The 21,448-nt window shown below is 64.7% G+C and carries 22 protein-coding genes; 12 read left to right on the top strand and 10 right to left on the bottom strand.

What is annotated here, in order from left to right; genetic code table 11:
• Positions 1-77: 77 nt before the first annotated feature.
• The 3 genes from AC3WOY_RS15340 to AC3WOY_RS15330 all read left to right on the top strand — a co-directional run bounded on the left by AC3WOY_RS15340 (position 78) and on the right by AC3WOY_RS15330 (position 2,603).
• Complete coding sequence (locus AC3WOY_RS15340; protein WP_492425258.1) at positions 78-1,004, top strand: oxygenase MpaB family protein; 927 nt, start codon at positions 78-80, stop codon at positions 1,002-1,004.
• Between the two features lie 146 nt (positions 1,005-1,150).
• Positions 1,151-1,483 (top strand): hypothetical protein, encoded by a 333-nt coding sequence (locus AC3WOY_RS15335; RefSeq protein ID WP_492425256.1) that lies wholly within the window; start codon positions 1,151-1,153, stop codon positions 1,481-1,483.
• A gap of 148 nt (positions 1,484-1,631) precedes the next feature.
• Positions 1,632-2,603: a GlxA family transcriptional regulator gene (locus AC3WOY_RS15330; protein ID WP_492425254.1), complete on the top strand. Its 972-nt coding sequence runs from the start codon at positions 1,632-1,634 to the stop codon at positions 2,601-2,603.
• A gap of 169 nt (positions 2,604-2,772) precedes the next feature.
• Here the strand turns inward: AC3WOY_RS15330 and AC3WOY_RS15325 are convergent, their stop codons facing one another.
• Positions 2,773-3,018: an MbcA/ParS/Xre antitoxin family protein gene (locus AC3WOY_RS15325; protein ID WP_492425252.1), complete on the bottom strand. Its 246-nt coding sequence runs from the start codon at positions 3,016-3,018 to the stop codon at positions 2,773-2,775.
• 150 nt (positions 3,019-3,168) lie between these two features.
• Between AC3WOY_RS15325 and AC3WOY_RS15320 the strand changes: the two genes are divergently transcribed.
• Positions 3,169-4,206 (top strand): RNA methyltransferase, encoded by a 1,038-nt coding sequence (locus tag AC3WOY_RS15320; protein ID WP_492425250.1) that lies wholly within the window; start codon positions 3,169-3,171, stop codon positions 4,204-4,206.
• Here the strand turns inward: AC3WOY_RS15320 and AC3WOY_RS15315 are convergent.
• On the bottom strand, positions 4,203-4,355 hold the full coding sequence (locus tag AC3WOY_RS15315; protein WP_492425248.1) for a hypothetical protein: 153 nt from the start codon (positions 4,353-4,355) through the stop codon (positions 4,203-4,205). The genes AC3WOY_RS15320 and AC3WOY_RS15315 overlap by 4 nt on opposite strands.
• 215 nt (positions 4,356-4,570) lie before the next feature.
• On the opposite strand from AC3WOY_RS15315, the gene AC3WOY_RS15310 reads away from it, so the two are divergent.
• Positions 4,571-5,896: a hypothetical protein gene (locus AC3WOY_RS15310; protein WP_492425246.1), complete on the top strand. Its 1,326-nt coding sequence runs from the start codon at positions 4,571-4,573 to the stop codon at positions 5,894-5,896.
• 5 nt (positions 5,897-5,901) lie between these two features.
• Here the strand turns inward: AC3WOY_RS15310 and AC3WOY_RS15305 are convergent, their stop codons facing one another.
• Positions 5,902-6,261, bottom strand: a complete 360-nt coding sequence (locus AC3WOY_RS15305; protein ID WP_492425244.1) for a DUF1428 domain-containing protein — start codon at positions 6,259-6,261, stop codon at positions 5,902-5,904.
• Positions 6,262-6,383: 122 nt separating this feature from the next.
• On the opposite strand from AC3WOY_RS15305, the gene AC3WOY_RS15300 reads away from it, so the two are divergent.
• Genes AC3WOY_RS15300 through AC3WOY_RS15285 form a run of 4 tightly spaced genes read left to right on the top strand, consistent with a single transcriptional unit; the run spans position 6,384 to position 13,622 of the window.
• Positions 6,384-6,788: a hypothetical protein gene (locus AC3WOY_RS15300; RefSeq protein ID WP_492425242.1), complete on the top strand. Its 405-nt coding sequence runs from the start codon at positions 6,384-6,386 to the stop codon at positions 6,786-6,788.
• Positions 6,789-6,839: 51 nt separating this feature from the next.
• Positions 6,840-10,295, top strand: coding sequence for a PAS domain S-box protein (locus AC3WOY_RS15295; RefSeq protein ID WP_492425240.1), 3,456 nt, complete (start codon positions 6,840-6,842; stop codon positions 10,293-10,295).
• Positions 10,288-10,722, top strand: coding sequence for a response regulator (locus AC3WOY_RS15290; protein WP_492425238.1), 435 nt, complete (start codon positions 10,288-10,290; stop codon positions 10,720-10,722). The genes AC3WOY_RS15295 and AC3WOY_RS15290 overlap by 8 nt, the downstream gene beginning before the upstream one ends.
• An 11-nt stretch (positions 10,723-10,733) precedes the next feature.
• Positions 10,734-13,622, top strand: a complete 2,889-nt coding sequence (locus AC3WOY_RS15285; protein WP_492425236.1) for an EAL domain-containing protein — start codon at positions 10,734-10,736, stop codon at positions 13,620-13,622.
• A gap of 66 nt (positions 13,623-13,688) precedes the next feature.
• Here the strand turns inward: AC3WOY_RS15285 and AC3WOY_RS15280 are convergent, their stop codons facing one another.
• Both AC3WOY_RS15280 and AC3WOY_RS15275 read right to left on the bottom strand, forming a co-directional pair.
• Complete coding sequence (locus AC3WOY_RS15280; protein ID WP_492425234.1) at positions 13,689-14,318, bottom strand: FABP family protein; 630 nt, start codon at positions 14,316-14,318, stop codon at positions 13,689-13,691.
• Positions 14,319-14,438: 120 nt separating this feature from the next.
• On the bottom strand, positions 14,439-15,593 hold the full coding sequence (locus AC3WOY_RS15275; RefSeq protein WP_492425232.1) for a sensor histidine kinase: 1,155 nt from the start codon (positions 15,591-15,593) through the stop codon (positions 14,439-14,441).
• A 114-nt stretch (positions 15,594-15,707) separates the two neighbouring features.
• Here AC3WOY_RS15275 and AC3WOY_RS15270 point away from each other — a divergent pair, with 114 nt between their 5' ends.
• Both AC3WOY_RS15270 and AC3WOY_RS15265 read left to right on the top strand, forming a co-directional pair.
• Complete coding sequence (locus tag AC3WOY_RS15270) at positions 15,708-15,917, top strand: hypothetical protein (protein WP_492425230.1); 210 nt, start codon at positions 15,708-15,710, stop codon at positions 15,915-15,917.
• Between the two features lie 108 nt (positions 15,918-16,025).
• Complete coding sequence (locus AC3WOY_RS15265) at positions 16,026-16,313, top strand: hypothetical protein (RefSeq protein ID WP_492425228.1); 288 nt, start codon at positions 16,026-16,028, stop codon at positions 16,311-16,313.
• An 18-nt stretch (positions 16,314-16,331) separates the two neighbouring features.
• Here AC3WOY_RS15265 and AC3WOY_RS15260 read toward each other — a convergent pair whose 3' ends face one another.
• The 3 genes from AC3WOY_RS15260 to AC3WOY_RS15250 form a co-directional block, all read right to left on the bottom strand.
• The gene (locus AC3WOY_RS15260; protein WP_492425226.1) at positions 16,332-16,541 is read right to left on the bottom strand and encodes a cysteine-rich CWC family protein; all 210 of its coding nucleotides are present in this window, start codon (positions 16,539-16,541) and stop codon (positions 16,332-16,334) included.
• A complete protein-coding gene (locus AC3WOY_RS15255; RefSeq protein ID WP_492425224.1) occupies positions 16,541-16,894 on the bottom strand; it encodes a CZB domain-containing protein in 354 nt (117 codons plus the stop codon). The genes AC3WOY_RS15260 and AC3WOY_RS15255 overlap by 1 nt, the downstream gene beginning before the upstream one ends.
• Positions 16,895-16,978: 84 nt before the next feature.
• Positions 16,979-18,529 (bottom strand): tetratricopeptide repeat protein, encoded by a 1,551-nt coding sequence (locus AC3WOY_RS15250; protein WP_492425222.1) that lies wholly within the window; start codon positions 18,527-18,529, stop codon positions 16,979-16,981.
• A gap of 277 nt (positions 18,530-18,806) precedes the next feature.
• Between AC3WOY_RS15250 and AC3WOY_RS15245 the strand changes: the two genes are divergently transcribed.
• Positions 18,807-19,859 carry a porin gene (locus AC3WOY_RS15245; protein ID WP_492425220.1) on the top strand — a complete coding sequence of 351 codons (1,053 nt, stop codon included), beginning with the start codon at positions 18,807-18,809 and terminating at the stop codon, positions 19,857-19,859.
• Between the two features lie 37 nt (positions 19,860-19,896).
• On the opposite strand, the gene AC3WOY_RS15240 is transcribed toward AC3WOY_RS15245, so the two are convergent.
• Together AC3WOY_RS15240 and AC3WOY_RS15235 are read right to left on the bottom strand one after the other, a co-directional pair.
• Positions 19,897-20,241: a protealysin inhibitor emfourin gene (locus AC3WOY_RS15240; protein ID WP_492425218.1), complete on the bottom strand. Its 345-nt coding sequence runs from the start codon at positions 20,239-20,241 to the stop codon at positions 19,897-19,899.
• Positions 20,242-20,245: 4 nt separating this feature from the next.
• On the bottom strand, positions 20,246-21,334 hold the full coding sequence (locus AC3WOY_RS15235) for a M4 family metallopeptidase (RefSeq protein WP_492425216.1): 1,089 nt from the start codon (positions 21,332-21,334) through the stop codon (positions 20,246-20,248).
• Between the last annotated feature and the right edge of the window lie 114 nt (positions 21,335-21,448).

Here is a 21,448-nt window from a genome sequence, read left to right as displayed (position 1 = left end):
GTACCGCCTCTATAATCTGGCGCAAGTACGCACGCATGTTGCGCGCCGGAAGAACCTTGCCACGCGAAATCGATCGCATGCAACCACACCGCCACCCGCTCATCCTGCCTCGGCCGTTCCAGGAGCGCCTGGAGGCCGCCGTCAACGAATTCGTCCACGCCGACAAGCAATTCGATGCAGACTTCTCGTCGCCGCAGGGCGAACCCGCGTTCACCGCCCCGGATTCCGTCTCATGGCAGATCTTCAAGAACCCGCTCTCGCTGTTCGTCGGCGGCGTGACCGCGGTCATCCTGGAACTGGCGGAGCCGCGCGTGCGGGCGGGCGTGTGGGGACATACGACGTTCCGCGACGACCCGCTGCAGCGCATCCGGCGCACCGGCCTGTCGGCCATGATGACGGTCTACGGCGCGCGCAGCCGCACCGAGAAAATGATCGCCCGGGTCGGCGCCATGCACGCACGCGTGAGCGGCACGACGGAGGACGGGATGCCCTACCGCGCGGATGATCCGGAACTGCTGAACTGGGTGCAGGCGACAGCACGCTTCGGCTTCCTCGAAGCCTACGACACCTGGGTGCATTCGCTGGACGAGATCGCGCGCAGCCGCTTTCATCATGAGGGCATCGAGTCCGCCCGCCTGTACGGCGCCCACGGCGCGCCCGCCACGGAACAGGAAATGGAACTGTTTTTCATGGCCATGCGCGACCGCCTTGAACCATCCAGCGTGATCTTCGAATTCCTCGACATCGTGCGCAGCGTCAACCTGTTGCCGCGTTCCATGGGCGGCATCCAGGAGTTGCTGGTGAAGGCGTCCATCGACATCCTGCCGGAGTGGGTGCGTGAGCGGCTGGAGCTTGGCGACGCGTGGGACCTGCGGCCGTGGCAGCGGCTTGCCTTGAAGCGGGCAGGCGCGGCGATCGACCGCATCCCGCTGCGCTCCGCGCCGGCGGCACAGGCTTGCCGGCGGCTCGGCCTGCCGGAAGATTATCTTTACATGGCGCGATGAGTTTTTCGGCCGGATCGATAATCCGGGCATGGCTGCGCTTCATCCGTGCAATTCCAATTGATGCACATTGAGCGACAGGCGGAAAACGGAAACCTTTTGCCACGCGCATCCGTCGCACCTGCTCCTCCTCTCCGTACGGACATCCCATGACGCATGACGACGACCGCCGCGTGCTGCTGAAGTGGCTCGGCGCCGCGGCTGCCTATGGCCTTGCCGGCTCGCCATCCTTTGCCGCGAGCGAACCAGCCGTCCCGCTCGACGTCCCCTACGTGCCGACGCCGCAAGGCGTGGTGAACCGCATGCTCGCCCTTGCCAAGGTCGGCAAGGGCGACCTGTTCAAGACCGACCTGTCGCAGGCCACCGTCGTCACGCTCTACCTGCTGACCAGAATCAACAAGCAGTTGCGCCCGCAACTGTGGAAGCAGCTCAAGCCCGGCACGCGCGTGGTATCGCATGCCTTCGACATGGGCGACGAATAGCCGCCGGAGAAGACCGAAATAGTCCTCGGCAGCATCATCTATTACTGGACCATCACCGACGAGCAGAAGCGGGCTGTGTCCTGACGCATCCTGCGGTCATCCGGGCGCCACTGTGCTTTTTTGGCTCTTTTCATGCCAAAATGGACAGATGAAAACCATCCTCGTTCTCGCCCTCGAAGGCATGATGGACTCCTGTCTCGCCATCACGCTCGACACCATCCGCGCCGCGCAGGCGATACAGTCGCGCGGCGGCAAAGGCGGCGCAGTGCGACTGCTTGTCGCCGGCCACCGGAAAACCATTCGCGGCAGCGGCGGCATGCGACTCGACGTGGACATGACGTTTTCCAAGGCGATGGCAGGCGCGGTACGCCCCGACTGGATCGTGATTCCCGGCCTCGGCCTGACTTCGGATGAAGCCATCACCGCGCGCTTCGCGCAGAAGGACGCAATGGCCGCGATGGACCTGCTGAAGCAGGCTCCGCGCGGAACGCACATCGGCGCGTCCTGCTCGTCGGTATTCCTGCTCGCACAGGCCGGTCTCCTTGCGGGGCGGCATGCGACGATGACATGGTGGCTGGCCCCGGTGTTCCGCGCGCGCTTCCCCGATGTGCGCCTGGATGAAACCAAAATGCTGGTGCGCGACGGTCCCTGCCTGACAGCGGGTTCCGCCTATGCGCAACTCGACCTGACGCTGGCCCTGATCGCCGACACGATGGGCACCTCGGTCGCGCACCTGTGCTCGCGCTACCTGCTCATCGACCAGCGTCCCTCGCAGGCGCGCTACATGATCCAGTCGCACACGCAGCATGTTGACCCGACGGTGGTCGCGGCAGAGCGCTGGATCGACGCCAACCTCTCCAATCCGATCAGCATCACGGAACTCGCCGCCGCGCTGGCGGTATCACCCAAGACGCTGTCGCGCCGCATCGATGCTGCTACCGGTGTGTCGCCGGTCAAGTTCATCCAGAGGCGGAGGTTGCTGCATGCGTCGCACTTGATTGAGACGACGACCAAGTCGATTGAAGCGATTGCTTCGGAAGTTGGTTATCAGGATGCGACGGCGCTGAGGAAGCTGGTGAAGAGGGAGTTTGGGACGACGCCTGCGGCGTTAAGGGGGTAGCGCGCGTAGGATGCGCTCCGCGCACCATTTCATTTTCTCGAGTGGTGTTCAATCCCTTGTGCATTCATTTCTTCGGACCGGTGCGCATGGCGCACCCTACGCTTGCTGCTCGACCAGCCACTCCGTTCCCTTCGGGACGAGGCTTCGCAACGCACTTGATCAAAGCCGGCTACAGCGAATCAATATAACCAAGCACTTCCTCCGCCCGCCCCTCGTTAACCAGCTGCGCAGGCGTCTTCCCGTCAAATTCAGCCAACGGCTTCTCCATCCACGCACTCGCAGCGTCATCGTTCCCTGCAACTGCCTTCACCTTGTGCATGACCGTGTAATACGCCTGCGCTTTTCGCGATTGCGCCTGGAACCGTGTCACAAGCGCTTCGATACCCTGCGGTGAAAGTTGTCCGTCTTTAGTCATGATTTACCTGGCGTGGCCGTCGTGGAAGTCGATCGGCCGATTCTACCCTGCAGAAACCCCAGCGTCCCGCAAATCGGTCCGGTTGGAAAAATCCCCCGCCGGACTTACAATCCCTCCTTCCCTCCCGCAAGATCCGGCACGTCCCGCCTTATGCACATCGATTCCCTCCGCCAGCGCCTGCGCGCACTTGGCGCCCTTCCCGTCCACGAGCAGCGCGTGCTGCGCGACTGGGTACAGGTCCGTCCATGGGACCAGGGGCGGCGTCGGCCGAAGGATTTCCTGCCGCAGACCCTGCGCGCGGCGCTGCCCGAGATCGAGGCGGAACTGGGCGGCATCGCGCGCCTGCTGTCCTCTCATCCGGTGGCGGACGATCCGGGATCGGCGCGTCTGCTGGTGGGACTGCAGGACGGGCAGACGGTGGAAAGCGTGCTGCTGCCGCGCGGCGGGCTGTGCGTGTCCAGCCAGGTCGGCTGCGCCGTGGGTTGCCAGTTCTGCATGACCGGGCGCGACGGGCTGCTGCGCCAGCTGACCAGCGGCGAGATCGTTGCGCAGGTGGCGCTGGCCCGCAGCCAGCGTGCGGTGAAGAAGGTGGTGTTCATGGGCATGGGCGAACCGGCCCACAACCTGAACAATGTGATGGAAGCCATCGAGCTGCTTGGCACCGAGGGCAACATCGGCCACAAGAACCTGGTGTTCTCGACGGTGGGCGACCCGCGCGTGTTCGAGCGCCTGCCGCAGGGGCCGGTCAAGCCGGCGCTCGCACTGTCGCTGCATACCACCAAGGCGGAACTGCGCGAGAAGCTGTTGCCGCGCGCGCCGCGCCTGACGCCGAAGGAACTGGTGGAACTGGGCGAGGAATACGGCCGCACCACGGCCTACCCGGTGCAGTACCAGTGGACGCTGCTTGACGGCATCAACGATGGCGAGGATGAGGTCGAAGGCATCGTCGCGCTGTTCAAGGGCAAGTACGGCGTGCTCAACATCATTCCCTACAACACCGTTCCCGACCTGGCCTTCCGCCGGCCGGAAACCGAGCGCTGCCGCGAGATGATCCGCATCCTGCACCGGCGCGGCGTGTTGGCCAAGCTGCGCGACTCGGCGGCGCAGGAAGTGGATGGCGGCTGCGGCCAGTTGCGGGCGCGCGCGCTTGCCGCTGAGCAGCGGAGCATCCCGATCCAGCCTGCCTAAGCGTCGTCCTTTCTATCCTGCTTCGGCTCCTCGTCCTGCAGCTTTTTCCCCGCTGCCTCGTCGACCGGCATTTTCAGCTGGTCGCCGTGCTTCTTGATTTCCTCCGCGGCGGGCTCCGCCACCTGGCGGCGCTTGCTTTCTGTGTCCATGATGTTCTCCTCTGCGGTCATGACCATGAGGCAGGCGCGGCGTCGTTTGGTTCGCGGCCTGCCGGGTCAAGCGGCTGGCTCCGCGAGTCAGTGCGTGCGGCTGGCGGCAGGCAATGCGCGAAACGTACGATATGGATTTTCCCCGTGTCATGTGCGGGCAAGGAAAATCGGACGCAAGGAATCGCATGGACAGCAAGGCAAGGACTCGGATGGCAATGGCATTGCTCGCCGCGCTCGCTGGCGGTTGTGGCGGCGGGGGCAATGCACCGGAACAGGCGACTACGCTTGCGTCGAGCAGCACGAACCCTTCTCCCGCATGGACCATCGATGCGCCCTTTGAGAACGAGGCCGGCAAGGCGGAATATCCGTCCGTCGCCATCGCCGCCAACGGCGATACCATCACCGTGTTCGCCCAGCAGGCAGGTTCGCGCCTTGCCGTCTATGCTGTGCATGGCAATGCCGTCAGCGCGAAGATCGGCACCCCTCGAATAATCGATCGTCCGGACACCAGTGCGCAGCCATCGCTGCGCTCCACCGGAAAATTCCTCACCGCGACGCAAGTCGCCATGAACACCGCCACAGGCGATGCGCTCGCCGTGTGGAGCGCGGCGGCAGGCGCCGCGCCGCAGGTCTGGTCGGCCGGCTACTCGCGCGCATCCGATACGTGGCATGCGCCGGTCCGGCTCGACAATGCGCCTGCCGGCGCTTCCTATCCCGTGATCGCGATGAATCCACAAGGCAACGCGATTGCGGCATGGAGCGAGGCCGGCGCCGTCAGCGCAGCATATTTCACTGCCGGGTCGTGGCGCAGTTCCGTACGGTTATCAACCGGCGCAGCCAGCGCGCCGCAGGCGGGCATCGATTCCGCCGGCAATGCGCTGATCGCCTGGGTGGAGAAGGATGCATCGGGCGGCAACAATATCGTCGCCGCTAGAATGACAGGCACCGGGATGGCATCGCCCGCGCGCATCCTCGATGCCCTCCCGGCACCTGCCGCCATGCCTTCGGTGGCCGTGGCGCCGAATGGCAATGCGCTTGTGGCGTGGCTGCAGGACGACGGCAACGGGAATTCGGTCCACGCCAGCCGGCTTGCGGGCGGAACATGGTCCGCCCCGGCGGCGATCGAATCCCACCCGGGCAGCAGCTACGCGCCTTTTGCTGCGCTGAACGACAGCGGAGGCTTCGTTGCCTGGGAGCAGGAAACCCTGCAGGCGTCGAGCGGCAACGCGTTTGCGGCCCGTGTGGATGCGGCTGGCGCATGGAGCGTGCCGGTGAATGTCTACAACCGGGGCGGCTTCATGCCCGTCGTCCTCCTGCGCGACAACGGCGATGCGATGATGGTGTGGCTGGCCGCGCACACGCAATACGCGATCTGGTCTGCCTTAACAGGCGCCTGGAGCAGCGTCGTCAATCTTGCCCCGTACAACTGCGGCAGCGGGCACGCCGCCGCGATGGATGCGGCAAGCGGGAAGGCCGTCGCGGCATGGATTCCCGTCAATTGCTCGCGCAACAACGACGTATACGGCGCTTTCTACAGATAAGGCTTTCAGAGATCGACCAGCATCTCGAAGCCGCCGTAGATCATCCTCTTGCCGTCGAACGGCATCGCTTCGGGCTTCATCATTTCCGCCATGCGCGGATCCTTCATGACTTTGTCGTTGACGGCGTCGCGGTGCGCGCGCGACTCGTACACGATCCATGAAAAGACCACGGTTTCATCCGGTTCGAGATTCACGCTCTGGGGAAACGAGGTCAGCTTGCCCGGCTTCACATCTTCGGCAATGCATTCTCGAAACTGCAGCGCGCCGTGCTCGCGCCAGATCGCCCCGCATTTGGCAGCGATTTCGCGGTAAGCGTCCACATTCTTCCTGGGGAGAGGCAATACGAATCCGTCGACATAGGGCATGCTTTCCTCCTTTCGGCGAGGTAACCGTTTCAGCTTAGACGGCGGCCATGCGAAAACAAGATCGCCGCAGCGCGTGTATAGTCGTTCCATGCCCCTGTGCAAACGAGAACCCCGGAGCAACGATGAGCAGCACTGACGACCCGCGCGACGAACCGGCAGCGCGTCCCTGGATCCACCTGAAGACCACCTATGACGTCGAAGCATGGATCGACAACTACAACCGTGACCTGCAACGCGCGATAGAAAAGAAGAATGCCGCCGGCTACGGTATCTGCTTCACGCTTGAGGCAGGAGGCGATATCTACCTGCACACCACGCCGGAAGGCGAGATCCTGCTGGACGTGACGCCGGAAGCGGAATGGGTCGCGCCGGTCATCGCCGCGGCGACCCGCGTGCCCGCCCCGCCCTCGCAGATATGGCCCCTGCCCGGTGAAACGCTGACCCAGCTGGTGATGGGACTGAGCCTCCTGATCGGATCGACCAGGATTGTTCTCGAGCACGATTACAGGGTCAGGAAAGTCCGCTAATCTATACTGGCGGCACCAGGACAAGAAACCGTTTCGGGGAGGTGGAAACAGATGCCACAACTTGCGTCGTTCCGGCAATCCATCGCGGCACGCCTGGTCCTCTTGGTCGCCGTCGTGGCGACGCCCCTCGTCGGCCTGCAGTTCTACAACGCCTTTGCCGAGGCCGACGTCGCCCGCACCGAGGCCATCGCGCAGTCGTCGCAGGCGGCGCATACCATGCTCGGACGGATCGAGCAGCAAGTGCGCAACATCGATTCCCTCCTCCACACGCTGGGCGCCACGATGTCTTTCAATGCCGGCGACATCGAACAGGGCAACGAAACATTGCGCCAGATAAAAGCAGGCCTCCCGGAGCATATCGGCAGCATTTCCGTGCTCGACACCGACGGCACCATGCGCTACTCCGCGGAACCGACGCCCCCCGCGTACGGCTCGGTCAATGTGGCCGACCGCAGCTATTTCAAGGAAGCGATCGCCAGCAACCGGCTGGCGGTAGGGGTGCCGGTCGTTTCACGCACCTCCGGAAAATGGATCGTCGTCTTTGCGCGCGCAATCCGCGACGGCGAGCAGGGCCCGGTGCGGGGCGTGGTCAGCACGTCCATCCTGCTGGAAAAATTCCAGGAAAGCTTCACCCGCTCATCCTTGCCCCGCGGCACGCTGATTTCCGTCCTCGACCGCAGCGGCATCGTCGTGGCGCGGTCCATCCAGCCGGAGCAGTGGATAGGCAAGGATTTGTCCGGCGTGCCGGAGGTGCGCACGGCCCTGGAGCAAAGGCAGGGCGCCCGTGAAATCGTCACCGCGGACGGCATACCGCGCCTCTCCGGATTCGTCGCTTCCGAGCATCTGCCGTGGCTGGTGCTGGTCGGCATTCCCTCGGACGCCGCGCTTGCGCCGAGCCGCGCGCAGTTGCAGTTCGCCATCCTGCTGACCGGATTCATGGCCTTGCTCACCGTCGGCATCGCCGCATGGCTGTCGCGCGGGATCGCCGCGCCGCTGCGGCGCCTGGCGCGCGATGCCGCCAAGCTGGCCGGCGGCGAACTCGGCCACCGTTCCAACGTCACCGCCCGCGGCGAGGTGGGCGCGCTGGCGCAAAGCTTCAATGCGATGGCGCAGGAACTCGAACTGCGCAACGAGAGTCTGCGCGCCACCTTCGAGCAGGCGGCGGTCGGCATCGGGCGGGCGCTGCCGGACGGCCGCTGGATCCAGGTCAACCAGCGGCTGTGCGGCATGCTGGGCATGGATCGCGCCGCACTGCTTGCGCGCCCCCTGCCCAGCCTCGTCTGTCCCGAGGATGCCGAAAAGGATTCCGCGCTCGTGCAGCAATTGCTGTCGGGCGCACTCCCGACCTACTCGGTGGAGAAACGCCTGCTGCGCGACAACGGCGATTGCATGTGGGCCAATCTCACGGTGTCCCGGGTGAAGGGCGTCGGCGAACCGGAATACCTGCTGTTCGTCATTGAAAACATCGACGAGCGCAAGAAGAGCGAGGCCCTGGTCTCCGGCCAGAAGCAAGTGCTGGAGATGATCGCGCGCGGTGCCGGGCTGGAGGATACGCTCGACACGCTCCTGCGCGTGATCGAGGCGCAGGAAGCGGGCATGCTCTGCTCCATCCTGCTGCTGGACGCGGACGGATTGCATCTGCGCCATGGCGCCGGACCGAGCCTGCCGGACGGCTACCGCCGGGCGATCGACGGCGGCCGGATCGGCGAACGGGCGGGATCGTGCGGCACCGCCGCGTTCCGCAGGGCGGCGGTTTATGTCGAAGACATTGCGAGCGATCCCTTGTGGGCCGACTATCGCGACGTCGCATTGCAAAACGGCCTGCATGCATGCTGGTCGACGCCGATTTTCGATGCATCCCGGCGCCTGCTCGGCACCTTCGCCATCTACTACCGCACGCCCGGCCTGCCGAACCGGCGCCAGAAGGATCTGATCGACGTCGCCACCCAGACCGCCGCCATCGCCATCACCCGCATCGCATCGGAAAAGGCATTGCGCAACGAACGCGCGCTGCTCGAGCAGGTGACCAACTGCAGTCCGATCGGCATTTTCGCGATGCGGATGGACGGCAGCTTCAGCCTGATCAACCAGACGGCACTGGACATCGTCGGCGAGAAAAGGGAAAACATCATGCGGCGGGCCTACAACTCGCCGGACTGGAAGATCTGCGACGTGGACGGCAACCCCGTGCCGCCGGACCAGTTTCCGTTTGCGCGCGTGAAGGTGACCGGGAAGCCGGTGTTCGACGCCGAGTACTCGATGCCGAAGCCCGACGGCCGCACCGTCCAGCTGTCGGTGAATGCCGCGCCCTTGCGCGACGAACGCGGCAGGATGGAAGGCGTGGTGTTTGCCATGCAGGATATTACCGAGCGGCGGCGGGTCATGGAGACATTGCGCGCGTCGGAAGAAAAGTTTGCGGTGGCCTTCCGCTCCAGCCCGGATGCGATCACCATCACGCGCATCGAAAGCGGCCGCTTCGTCGACATCAACGAAGCCGGCGCGCGGCTGACAGGCTACCTCCCGGACGAACTTGTCGGCCATCGTGTGGAGGAATTCCATTTCTATGAAGACCCGCGCGACCGCGAGCGTTACCTGGCGGCCATGGCCGAGCACGGCAGCGTCGCCGAACTGGAAACCGTCTTCCGCAACCGTGCGGGCGAACGGCGCATCGGAATGGTGGCCGGCGAACTGATCGAACTGGAAGGCAAGCCGCATGTGCTCAGCGTAATCCGCGACATCACCGAGCAGAAGCAGGCCGAAGCGGAAATCCTGAAGCTCAACGCCGAGCTGGAGCTGCGCGTGCTGGAGCGCACCGCCCAGCTTGCCGCGGCGAACAAGGAGCTGGAGGCCTTCTCCTACTCCGTTTCGCATGACCTGAAGGCGCCGCTGCGGGGCATCGACGGCTACAGCCAGCTCCTGGAAGAAAGCGCAAGCGCGCAGCTGGATGACGAAGGCCGCCTCTTCCTGCACAACATCCGCTCCGGCGTGGCGCAGATGAACGCGCTCATCGCCGACCTCCTTGCCTATGCGCGCATGGAACGCCGCAACCTGGACAACGCGGCGCTTGACCTGCGCGCCTGCACCGAGGCCGTGCTGCAGTCCTACCGGAGCGCGCCGCAGAATGCCGGTATCGCGCTGCGCTGCGAACTGCCGCCGCTCACGGTGCGCGGGGACCGGGACGGCCTGGCCATCGTCCTGCGCAACCTGCTCGACAATGCGATCAAGTTCAGCCGCCAGGCTGCCGCGCCGGAAATCGCAATCGGCGCGCGCAAAGAAGGCGGCAAGGTTATCCTGTGGGTTCGCGACAACGGCATCGGATTCGACATGAAATTCCACGAGCGCATTTTCGATATCTTCAGCCGCCTGCACCGTCCCGAAGACTACCCGGGCACCGGCGTCGGTCTGGCGCTGGTGCGCAAGGCAGTGCAACGCATGGGAGGCAAGGTCTGGGCCGAGAGCGCGCCCGGACAAGGCGCCACCTTCTACCTGGAGCTGATGCATGGCTAGTACGATTCCCTTCCCTCGCCCGGTCCTGCTGGTGGAGGACAACCCCGTCGACCTCGACCTGACCCTGCGCGCCTTCGCGCGGCATGCCTTGCTCAACCCGATCGAAGTCGCGCGGGACGGCGAGGAGGCGCTGGCGTGGATTCCACGCTGGGAAGCCGGCGAGACCTTGCCGCTGCTGATCCTGCTCGACCTCAAGCTGCCGCGCGTCGATGGCCTCGACGTGCTGGCCCGGTGGAAGGAAAACGCCGTGAGCCGCGCCATCCCGGTCGTCGTGCTCAGTTCGTCCGCGGAGGACCGGGACATACAGACCGCATACAACCTGGGGGCCAACTCCTACATCGTCAAGCCTGTCGCCTTCGACCGCTTCCTTGAGGTAGCAGCCCAGATCGAGCTCTATTGGTGCGCGCTGAACGAACCGCCGCAGTGATGGAGAGACACATGCTCGCCGACCTGCCAAAGAAAATCCTCTATCTCGAAGACAATCAGATCGACGCGGACCTCGTGCGTCGAGGGCTTGCGCGCCAGGCGCCGGACATGGAAGTGGATGTCGTCTCCAGCGTGGCCGCCGCGCGGGCGAAGATCGAAGGGCCGCAGCCGTCCTACGAACTCATCCTGTCCGACCTGAACCTGCCCGACGGCACCGGCCTGGAGCTGCTGGCCTACGTCCGTGAACGCAACCTTCCGCTGGCGGTCGTTATCCTGACCGGCTCCGGCGACCAGGAAGCGGCGATCGCCGCGCTCAAGGCAGGCGCCGACGACTATGTGGTCAAGCGGGCCGAATACGGCGTCCGCCTGATCCACACCCTGGCCGCCGCCCTCGCGCGCTTCCGCTCCGAGCTGGCCGGCAAGACGCGCCTTCTGCGCGTGCTGTATGCGGAACACAACCAGTTCGACATCGACCTGACACGGCGCCACTTCGCACGCCATGCGCCGCAGGTGCGCCTGCATGTCGTCACCGGCAGCGCGGAGGTGCTGGAAGCACTGCCGCCGGAACTGGCCGGCGACCCGCCGTTCGACGTCGTGCTGCTGGATTACCAGCTGTCCGGCATCAATGCGCTCGAAATCGCCAAGGAGCTGCGCGACGAACGCGGTTACGACCTGCCCGTGGTGCTGGTCACCGGCCAGGGCAGCGAGGATGTCGTCGCCGAGGCGCTGCGCCTGGGCGTGGCGGATTACCTGATGAAGCACGAGGGCTACCTCGTGGAGCTACCCGCCATCCTCGAACACGCCTACCGCCAGGTGCAGCTATCGCGCGAGCAGGCCAAGCTGCGCACCACCTCTGAACGCCTGCGGCACCTGCTGGCCGCCAATCCGACCATCCTCTACTCCCTGAAGGTGGAAGGCAAGCACGTCACGCCGGTATGGATGAGCGAAAACATGGCGCGCCTGTTCGGCTACACGCAGGAAGAATGCCTGAAGCCCGGCTGGTGGATCGCCGGCCTGCACCCGGAAGACCGCGAGCGCGTGTTCGCCGAACACCGGCGCTTGTACATCGACCACAGCGTCACGCACGAATACCGCTTTCGCGACAAGTCCGGCGCGATACGCTGGGTGCGCGACGACACGCGCCTGCTGCTCGATGCATCGGGCACGCCCTGCGAAGTGGTCGGCAGCTGGAGCGACGTCACCGCCAGCCACGAGGCAGGCGAGCGCCAGCGGCTGCAGGCAGCCGCGCTCAACAGCAGCCGCGACGCGGTGATGATCACCGACCTCGATGCCCGCATCCTCTCGATCAATCCCGCCTTTACCGAAATGACCGGCTACACCGAGGCCGATGTGGCCAGGCGGAGCGCCAGCCTGTTGCGTTCCGGACGGCAGGACCGCGCATTCTACGAGGCGTTGTGGGACAGCCTGCGCGAGCGCGGCCAGTGGCAGGGCGAAATATGGAATCGCCGCAAGAACGGCGAAATCTATCCGCAATGGCTGACGATCACTACCGTACGCGACGATGGCGGCATGCCTGCCTACTACGTCGCGGTAGCGACGGACCTGACCCAGCTTCGCCGCAGCGAAGAGCAGCGCGAGCACCTGGCGAACTATGATCCGCTCACCGGCCTGCCCAACCGCGCGCTGCTGCGCTCCCTGCTCCAGCACGCGCTGGAAAAGGCGCAGCACCAGGGTGCGCAGGTGGCGGTGCTGTTCCTCAACCTCGACAAGTTCAAGACCATCAACGACAGCCTCGGCCATGCGTCGGGCGACTCCGTGCTGCTCGGCGTGACAGGCCGGCTCAACCGCCGGCTGGGCGGCCGGCACATCCTCGGACGCCTGAGCGCGGACGAGTTTGTCATCGTGATGGAGGAAGTGCGCGATCCCTCCGACGCGGAAGCGCTCGCCTTCGATCTGCTGGTCACGCTCGATGCGCCCTTCCTGCTGGAAGGCACGTCGGAAGTCTATGCCCGCACCAGCGTCGGCATCAGCCTGTTCCCGCAGGACGCCACGTCCGCGCACGACCTGCTGCATCGCGCCGATGCCGCCGTGCACCGCGCCAAGGAACGCGGCGGCAACCAGATCGCCTTCTATACCAGCGACCTCAGCAAACGTGCGCTGGTGCAACTGGAAATCGATGCCGGCTTGCGGCGCGCCCTGCCGCAGGATGAATTCGTCCTCCACTACCAGCCCAAGGCCGACCTGAAAAGCGGCCGCATTACCGGCGCGGAGGCGCTGCTGCGCTGGATGCGCCCCGGCCATGGCATGGTTCCCCCCGGCGAATTCATCCCGCTGGCGGAAAAGAACGGACAGATCATTCCCATCGGCGCCTGGGTGATCGACGAGGCCTGCCGCCAGATCCGCGCATGGAACGATGCCGGCCTGGCCGGCGCGAACGTCGCCGTGAATGTGTCGGCACGCCAGTTCCACGGCGAAGACCTGGAGCGCGTCGTGGCCGACGCCCTGGAACGGCATGGCGTCCCGGCATGGCACCTGACGCTGGAGCTGACCGAGAGCATGCTCATCGAACGGCCCGACCAGACCATCGAGCGCCTGCAGCGCCTCAAGCAGATCGGCCTGCAACTGTCGCTCGACGATTTCGGCACGGGCTACTCCAGCCTGTCCTACCTCAGCCGCTTCCCGCTGGACCAGATCAAGATCGACCGCTCCTTCGTGATCGACGTGGTCACCAACAAGACCTCGTCGGCGATCGCCAACTCCGTCATCGACCTCGCCCACCGCATGCAGCTCAAGGTCATCGCGGAAGGCGTGGAGACGCGGGAACAGCTGGACTACCTGCGCAAAAATGCCTGCGACGAGATGCAGGGTTATTACCTCAGCAAACCTGTTCCCGCCGAGGAGTTCGCGCACATGCTGCGCGAAGGGCGGAAGCTGGGTTAAAACTACTGCGTTACAAGCTGCCGCTGCATGGCTCCTTCCCCCTTCCCTTGATTTGACGCTGCAGTATTAACGCGCCAATGGGTTCGGCGTCGGCTCCGCCACCTTCGTCAGCAGGTTGCGATCCGTGTGGTGGAAAGGCTCTTCCTTCCCGCGGATCATCATCACCGTGTCCTCGTCGTAGGCCCAGGTGCCGTCGGCGTTGATCGTCACCTTGATGCGGTACTCGACGGTGTGGAAAGCGTAGTCGAGGAAGGGATTGGAGCGGATGCCGAAATTTTCGGACTCGCGCTTCGCCACCAGCTCGAAGCTCGTCGCATCCGCGCTCGCCGCGCCCGATGCCATCGCGATCTGCCCGCGTGGAATGGCGAGCGTCTGGATGATGGTGCCGGTGGCCGGCTCCCACAGCCAGTAGCCGACCTGGTCGTGGTAGGTCTTCACCTGGTCCGGCTTGGTGACGTGGGTGTGGTAGCGCAGCCCGTAGAACAGCTGCGGACCGTTGGTGACGGGATCGATCGGCTGCAGCTCCATGCGTTCGACGAACGCCTGCTTGCGCGGGCCGTCGGCCTTCGGTTTCACGTCCAGCCCGCGCGTGCCCTGCCAGATGCCGGCCATGTGGCGCAACGGGCCGAGGTTGGCGAGGGTATTGACGTCGAGATCGGAAGGTTCGGTGTAGATGTCGGTCGGGAAGTCGCTCATGGAATCATCAGTGAGGTTGTTGCAGGTTGGCTTTCTGATGATTGTAGAGAGAAATGGGGCCGGATGCTCATGCATCAGCCGGCAACGACACGCTCCAGCAAGAACATTTCCTGGCCGGCTTCAGAGGCTCCTGTGCGCAAGGATGGGCGCATCGAGGAACGGTCGCGCATCGACGGGCATGTCGATGATGAAGGTCGTGCCGCGCTCCGCGGCGCTGTCAAGAACGACGCTGCCGCCGTGGCTCTCGACGACCGCGCGCACGAAGGGCAGGCCCAGCCCCCACCCCGGCTTGTCGCCCTCCTCCGCTGCAACGGACCGGCGAAACACCTGAAACACGAACGCCGCCTGCCCGGGAGGAATCGGCTCCCCCTCGTTATGGACCGCCGCGATCATCCGTCCCTGCAGGGCCGACACATGAATGCGGACTGCCGTACCGGGCGTGCGGTACTTCACCGCATTTCCAGCCAGGTTTTCGAGCGCGCGCTTGACCGCCCTTCTGTCCCAGATGCCGGCGACCGTCATTCCCGACACCTCGATGCCGCCATGAAGCGGTTCCAGCTGGTCGCCGACTTCACGCGCCAGCGCCAGCATGTCGAATGTCTCCAGCTGAAGCCGCATGCGTTCTCCGGCCTGGAACACCACTGCATCTAGCATGTCGTTGATCATGCCGTCCATGCGCGCAAGATTGTCCGCGATGCGGTCGGCGAGTTCGCACGTCTTCGGTTCGCCGCTCGAGCGGATGATCAGGTCGGCGGCCATGCTCGCACTTGCCAGCGGATTGCGCAGGTCGTGCGCCAGCCCGGCAACGAAACGTTCGCGCAGCGCGGCCTGCGCCAGCGCGAAGGAATTGGCTGCCTCGCGTATCGCATCGTCGATGGAGGCATTGATGATGGCGGACTCGCTGTTGTCGAGCTGCACGCCGTCGCGCTGCAGGACATCGAAGATCGCCCAGCGCAGAAGCTGGTATTCCGCAATGACCGCCTGGGCATCGTAGTTCGTCAGGCGCGCGCGCTCGCCGCCGTGCTCGGAGGCGGTCGTATTGGCGCTGGTTGCAATGGCACGCGGAAAATCCGGAGAGATGGCCTGCGCAAGATTGTCGTACAGGAAGGGAAAGGTATTGATCAGGACGGGTAGAGGGAGATGCATGGCCTCTTTCACGTTCGCTTTGACCCGCTGCCCCCATTCGCGCAATACCTCATCGCGCAGCGCCATCATGCGCATCGCGTGCGGAGAAAGCTTGCCGGCCCCTGCCGGCGGAGCAGCGTTCGTCGTCACGGCGGATTGCCCCGGTTCAAGGTGATCGAGCGGTATGCATTGATGACAGGAGCGCGCGCGGCAAGTTCACGCACATGCATCGGAATCAATCTCCGCGCCGCTTGTCCCATTCTCATGGACCGCAAGGAAATCACCCCCGAAGACCTCGAGCGATTTGCCGCCGCAATGGCAAACGCCATTCCCGACATCGACTGCCCGGACTGCTGCGAGCAGGGCTGGAAGTACCAGTACGTGGAAATGAGCGCCGCGCTCTACCGCGATGAGTGGGAATGGCATTGCCTGCTCAACGCCATCCTTCGCTACCGCCGGGCGAAAAAAGAATAGGGAACCTTCGCCGGAAAGGTTGTCAAATGCACTACAGTTCGCCCGTGCACGCAATTGCGCTTTCCTGCAATCGCTGCACGCAGGACAGTTGCATGGAGCCGGCACATCATGAAGTATCGGCGAATATCGCTCGGGCTTGAACTCGGTTCGGCCGCGGTCGAAACACGGCTGACCGAAATCGCACTGTTGATGCGCAAGTCATTTCCCGACTGCTACTGGGAGCGCCAGGAAGGCAGCGATGATGGCAGCACGAATGAAATGCACGTCATCATCAACGGCAGGGAGGAACCCGTAAACTTCACCGACCGCGAACTGATCAGCTATTCCGGAAAGAGGCGGCGCACGGCCATCGACCATCGCATGCGCGACGTATTGATCCGGCTATTAGAGAACTAAGGCGCGGTGCCCAAGGCACTAACTGCCGGATTTCCCGGTCGCGCAATTGCGGCAGACGCAAGCCTGGTTGCGCTGCGCCTCGGGAATGCGGGCCAGGACGGCAGGATCGATGGGTGTCGTGGTGCACCAGCAAGGCGTGTCGAAGCTGCCGCTGGCGGCCGGCGCGCAACCGTTGGGGGCGCCGCACAGCGGGCAGGTATTGTTCGGCTTGGGATCGAGGGTGCCCATTACAGCTTCGCATCCGTTTTCAGCTGCCTGACCGCCGCCACCATCGCAATGAAGGCTTTCGTGCACGGCGTGCCGCTGCCCAGCATCGCCTTGGCCTGTTCGTATTCGCCGAGGTTGATCTGGCGCACCACCTTTTCCACTTCGGCGTGGAAGGCGGCATGCGCATCGACGCAGGGCTGGAAGCTCTTCACGAACGGGAACCGGCGCTCACCCTCGCCATGCAGCCAGTTGCCCAGCACGCAGCCATCGACCTTGCCGGCCGACTTGGGATCGAGCTGATGTTGTTCCGCGATCGCGGCGAGGAGTTTCTGGCGGATCTCTCCATCCTTGGCCAATGCTTCTTCCAGATTCATGACGGTTCCCTGTTGTCGTTTTCCAAGACCTCCGCAAGGCGGAAAAGCATCATAACAGGGGCATCCCTTCCTGTTAAGGCAGGATCAATGCAGCCACTTGTTCCATCCCGGCTGCACATCATGGACAGATTCCAGCTGCGCGCGCGCTTCCTTGTGCCCCTGCGCCGCCGCGCGGCCCAGCAGGTCGAAGGCCTTGCCTTGGTCGCGCGGCACGCCGATGCCGGCCAGGTACTTCATGCCGAGCAGGTACTGCGCCTCCGCATCGCCCTGTTCCGCGCAGCGCGAGAACCAGTGCGCGGCCAGCGTGTCGTCCTGCGGCATGCCCTCGCCGGTGCGGTAGGCGCGGGCGAGATTGAACTGCGCATTGGCATGTCCCTGCTCCGCCGCCGGCCGGTACCATTCGGCCGCTTCGCGGAAGTCCTGCGCAACGCCCCGCCCCTCCGAATGCATCACCGCCAGGTTGTACTGCGACGCCGCGTATCCCTGCAGCGCGGCGCGGCGGTACCAGCGTGCCGCACAGGCGGGATCGGCGTCCACGGCGATCCCGCGCTCATGCATGACGCCGAGGTTGTGCTGCGCGGCCGCGTACCCCTGGGCCGCAGCCTTGCGGAACCAGAGCAGTGCTTCCGCTGCGGCGCCCGAGGATGCCAGCGCCAGCACGCCGAGGCGGAACTGCGCCCCTGCGTGGCCCTGCGCGGCGGCCTTCGTGTACCACGCACATGCCTGCTGCCCATCCTTCTCCACGCCCTCGCCCTTCGCGTATCGCTCGCCGAGGAAGAATTGCGCGCCGGCCAGGCCGAGGTCCGCCGCCTGCCGCGCCCATCCGAGGGATTGCGCGAGATCCTGCGGCACGTCCTGGCCCGCGTGATAGAGCCAGGCGAGATTGGACAGGGCCGCCGCATGGCCCTGCTCCGCCGCCTTGCGCCACCAGCGCAGCGCCTGCTCCCAATCCCTGTCCTCGCCGTCGGCGCCGAAATGCATGCAGCCCAGGTCGAACTGCGCCTGGCTGTCGCCCGCCTCCGCCCGCCTGCGGCACTGCTCCATCGGCGAGCCGCGCAACTGCGACACCTCGGCGCCCTCGTCCTGCAGCGCGCAGGTACAGCCGCAACGCTCCAGCGCATCCACGTACTTCTGCGCCACTTCGCGCGACACGCCTGACTTGACCACCGGCTTCGGCCGCGAGAGCAGGCGGCGCACTTCGGGCTCGGTGCGCTTGAAGAGCGGCGCAAGCAGTTGCGCCGCACGCTCCTGCGTGAATCCCTCGCGGATGCCTGTGATCGCCACCCTGACGAGTCCCGTCATGCTGTTGCACGCATAGCGCGGCTTTGGCGCCGGCGGGCGGTATACCCCGGCCTGCTGCTCGTCGAAGACAACCAGTCCGTGTGCGTTGGCGGTTTCCACGATAAAGGACATGGCCTCGTCGATACGGTCGAACACGATGATCGCGTAGCCGATATGGAGATCGCGAATGCAGGGAAAGCGCGCGGTGAGCCTGTCGGCGAGGGCGAGGAAGAGCGGATCGGACGGGAGGCAGGCTTCATCGTCGCGGCGTTCGAGCACCGCATGGAGATATGCCCAGGCCTGGCCGTCGTCATCGTGGACAGGCGGTTTGACGATGCAGACGCGGTAGCTCATGCGGCTCCCTCTGTTGTTCTTGTTTGCAGGATGACAATCGCATCTTAACCGGCGTGCAATGCATTCCGGCAGCACATGCCTGCATGCATTGCTGACGGCTGGATATTCCTTGACCGGCGTCACCTTCGCTATCGCATAAATACAACGCCGTCATGGTGAAAATACCACTGCTTGGGGAGGCAACTGATCCCGGACAAACGCCTTGCCGCAACGTTCATGTCAACTGAAAACGGATTCACCGCAAACATGTCCTCAACGAATCTCAATGGGTGCTCAAATGAAAAAATCTTTCCTCTCTCTTCTCGTCGCCGGCGCATTGGGCGCCATGGCGGGAACGGTTTCCGCGCAGACCAACCTCACCATCTACGGCATCGTCGATGCCGGCATCGTGTATGACAAGAACGTCACCGCCGGCGACAAGACATGGCGGCTCGAAAGCGGCCAGCACTCCGGTTCGCGCATCGGCTTCCGCGGCACCGAGAGCCTGGGCGGCGGACTGTCGGCCAGCTTCACGCTCGAGAACGGCTTCAACGTCGATACCGGCACGCTGGGACAAGGCGGACGCTTCTTCGGACGCCAGGCATGGGTCGGGCTGAACGGCGGCTTCGGCGCGGTGAAGCTGGGACGGCAGCAGACGCCGGTCTACCACGCGCTGCTGGCTGTCGATCCGTTCGCCATCAACCTCGCCGGCAATGCGCAGCGCATGTTCGGCACCGGGCTGTACTTCACCGATCCCTTCCTGCGCACCGACAACACCATCAGCTATGCCACGCCGAACATCGCGGGCTTCACCGGCACGCTGGGTTACGGCTTCGGCGAAGTCGCGGGCGACCGCTCGGCACAGCGCCAGCTCGTCGCCGGCGCCAGCTACGTGAACGGCCCGATCAACGTGCAGGTCGCCTACCATGACGCCAACACCTTCACGCTGCCGGGCACCGCTGCTGTGCTTGGCGCCGGGGTGGCGGATCTGCAGACGGCGTTCATCGGCGGCACCTTCGACTTCGGCATCGCCAAGGCCCATCTCGCGTTTGCCGACACCGATGTCGAGCAGGCGGGCACCTCCCGGGACAGCCGCAGCTGGCTGGTCGGCGCATCGGCGCCGCTGGGCACGGGGACCGTGCTGGCCTCCTTCATCCGCAACGATGTGCGCGACATCGCCGCGGGCGAATCCGACCAGATCGCACTCGGCTACATCCAGCCGCTGTCGAAGCGGACCAACATCTACACGTCGGTCAGCTACACCGAGAACGATCCGGGCGTGCGCCTGAACGCGTTCGCCAACGGCGAGAACAGCCGCCAGTTCAACGTCGGCGTGCGGCACCAGTTCTGACGCGAGCGAGCGGTGCTGGCCAGGGGGGATATGGCGCTTAACGCCGGGCGGCGGCGCGCATCGCCTTGACGTGCGCCTTCACGGCATCGAACAGCGCCTTGAGCGCGGGGTCGGCGATGGGCAGCAGGGCGCACACGGTATGCGTCGCCGTTCCGTCGTCGATGGTGAGGGTGTCGCACTGGTAGTCCGCGGCGCCCTTCTTCGGCTGTCCGACTTCGGACGGCAGCTCGAAGAAGTGCGCATCCTCGGCCAGTGCCTGCAGGCGTGCCGCCTCTTCCCCGTCCAGTGAAGCCGGGTCGATGACGACCGGCTTCGCCAGGCCGGGGAAGTAGCCCACGCCGTGGGCGTCCGACTGGAAGATGATCTGCCGAACCGGTCCCATATCCTTACAGGTCTGAAGCCAGCAAACCGATGCCAACGGCATCCCAGCCCGCGTACACCGCGCGCTGCTCGGCGCTGCCTGCACCGTAGCGGCGGCCGGCGATATCGGCGGTGACGCGCGCGAAGCGGACAAAGCCGGTGTTCGGCCTTACCCGCGGGTCGCACATGGCGTCGTACCAGATGCGCCCGGCTTTCTCCCATGCATGGCCGCCGAGCGCGGTTGCGACCCGGTAAAACGCGTGGTTGGGAATGCCCGAGTTGATATGCACGCCGCCGTTATCTGAAAACGTATTCACGTAATCATCCATGTGTTTGGGTTGCGGGTCCTTGCCGATGACCGGGTCGTCGAACGCGGAACCAGGGTCTTTCATCGAACGCAGGGCGACGCCGTTGACATTGCCGGTGAACAGGCCGTCGCCGATCAGCCAGCTGGCATCCCTGGCCGATTCCTTCCGCGCATACTGCCGCACCAAGGAACCGAACACATCGGCGAGGGATTCGTTCAGCGCGCCGGGCTGGTTGAGGTATTGCAGTCCAGCCTCATCCTCGATCACGCCGTGGGCCAGCTCATGGCCGATGATATCGAGTGAGATGGTGAATCGGTTGAACAGTTCGCCGTCGCCATCCCCGAACACCATCTGCACGGAATTCCAGAATGCATTGTTGTAATCGTCGCCGAAATGCACCGTCGCGTCCAGCCGCATGCCGGCATCGTCGATCGAGTTGCGGCCGAATACGTCGGCAAAGAAATTGAAGGTGGCGCCCAGGCCGTCATAGGCCTCGTTCGCCGCATCGTCGCCGTTCACCGCGGGACCGCCTTCGACACGCACCACTTCGCCGGGCAGGTTCTGCAGGTTCCTGGCGTGGTAAATGGTGCGCACCGGCTTCAGTTCGGCCAGCGGCACCGAGGGTTGCTGCGCCGTGCCTTGCGGCGCCTGCCGGGCAATGCGCATGGCGCGGAATGTGTTGTCCGCGGACTTGGTGCGCAACGCTGCCGAACGCTGCTTCGGCGTGCCGTTGTTCGCGATGCCATCCAGGACATAGGGCGGAAGGATGCAGAGAATCGGATTGTGCGCGGGGTTGTGGCGACACATGATGAAACCTCCTTTGGAGCCGGGTTTGCTCCCTGGGTAATGGGGCAGGCATGCGCTGACGGTTTTATCAGCGCACGCCCCTGCAAGAACCGGGAGTCGACATGTCTCGTTACC

The organism is Noviherbaspirillum sp. FW303-A3 (assembly GCF_058788695.1).
The sequence above is the reverse complement of the archived record's forward strand: the minus strand, read 5'-3'. Positions and strand labels throughout refer to the sequence as shown.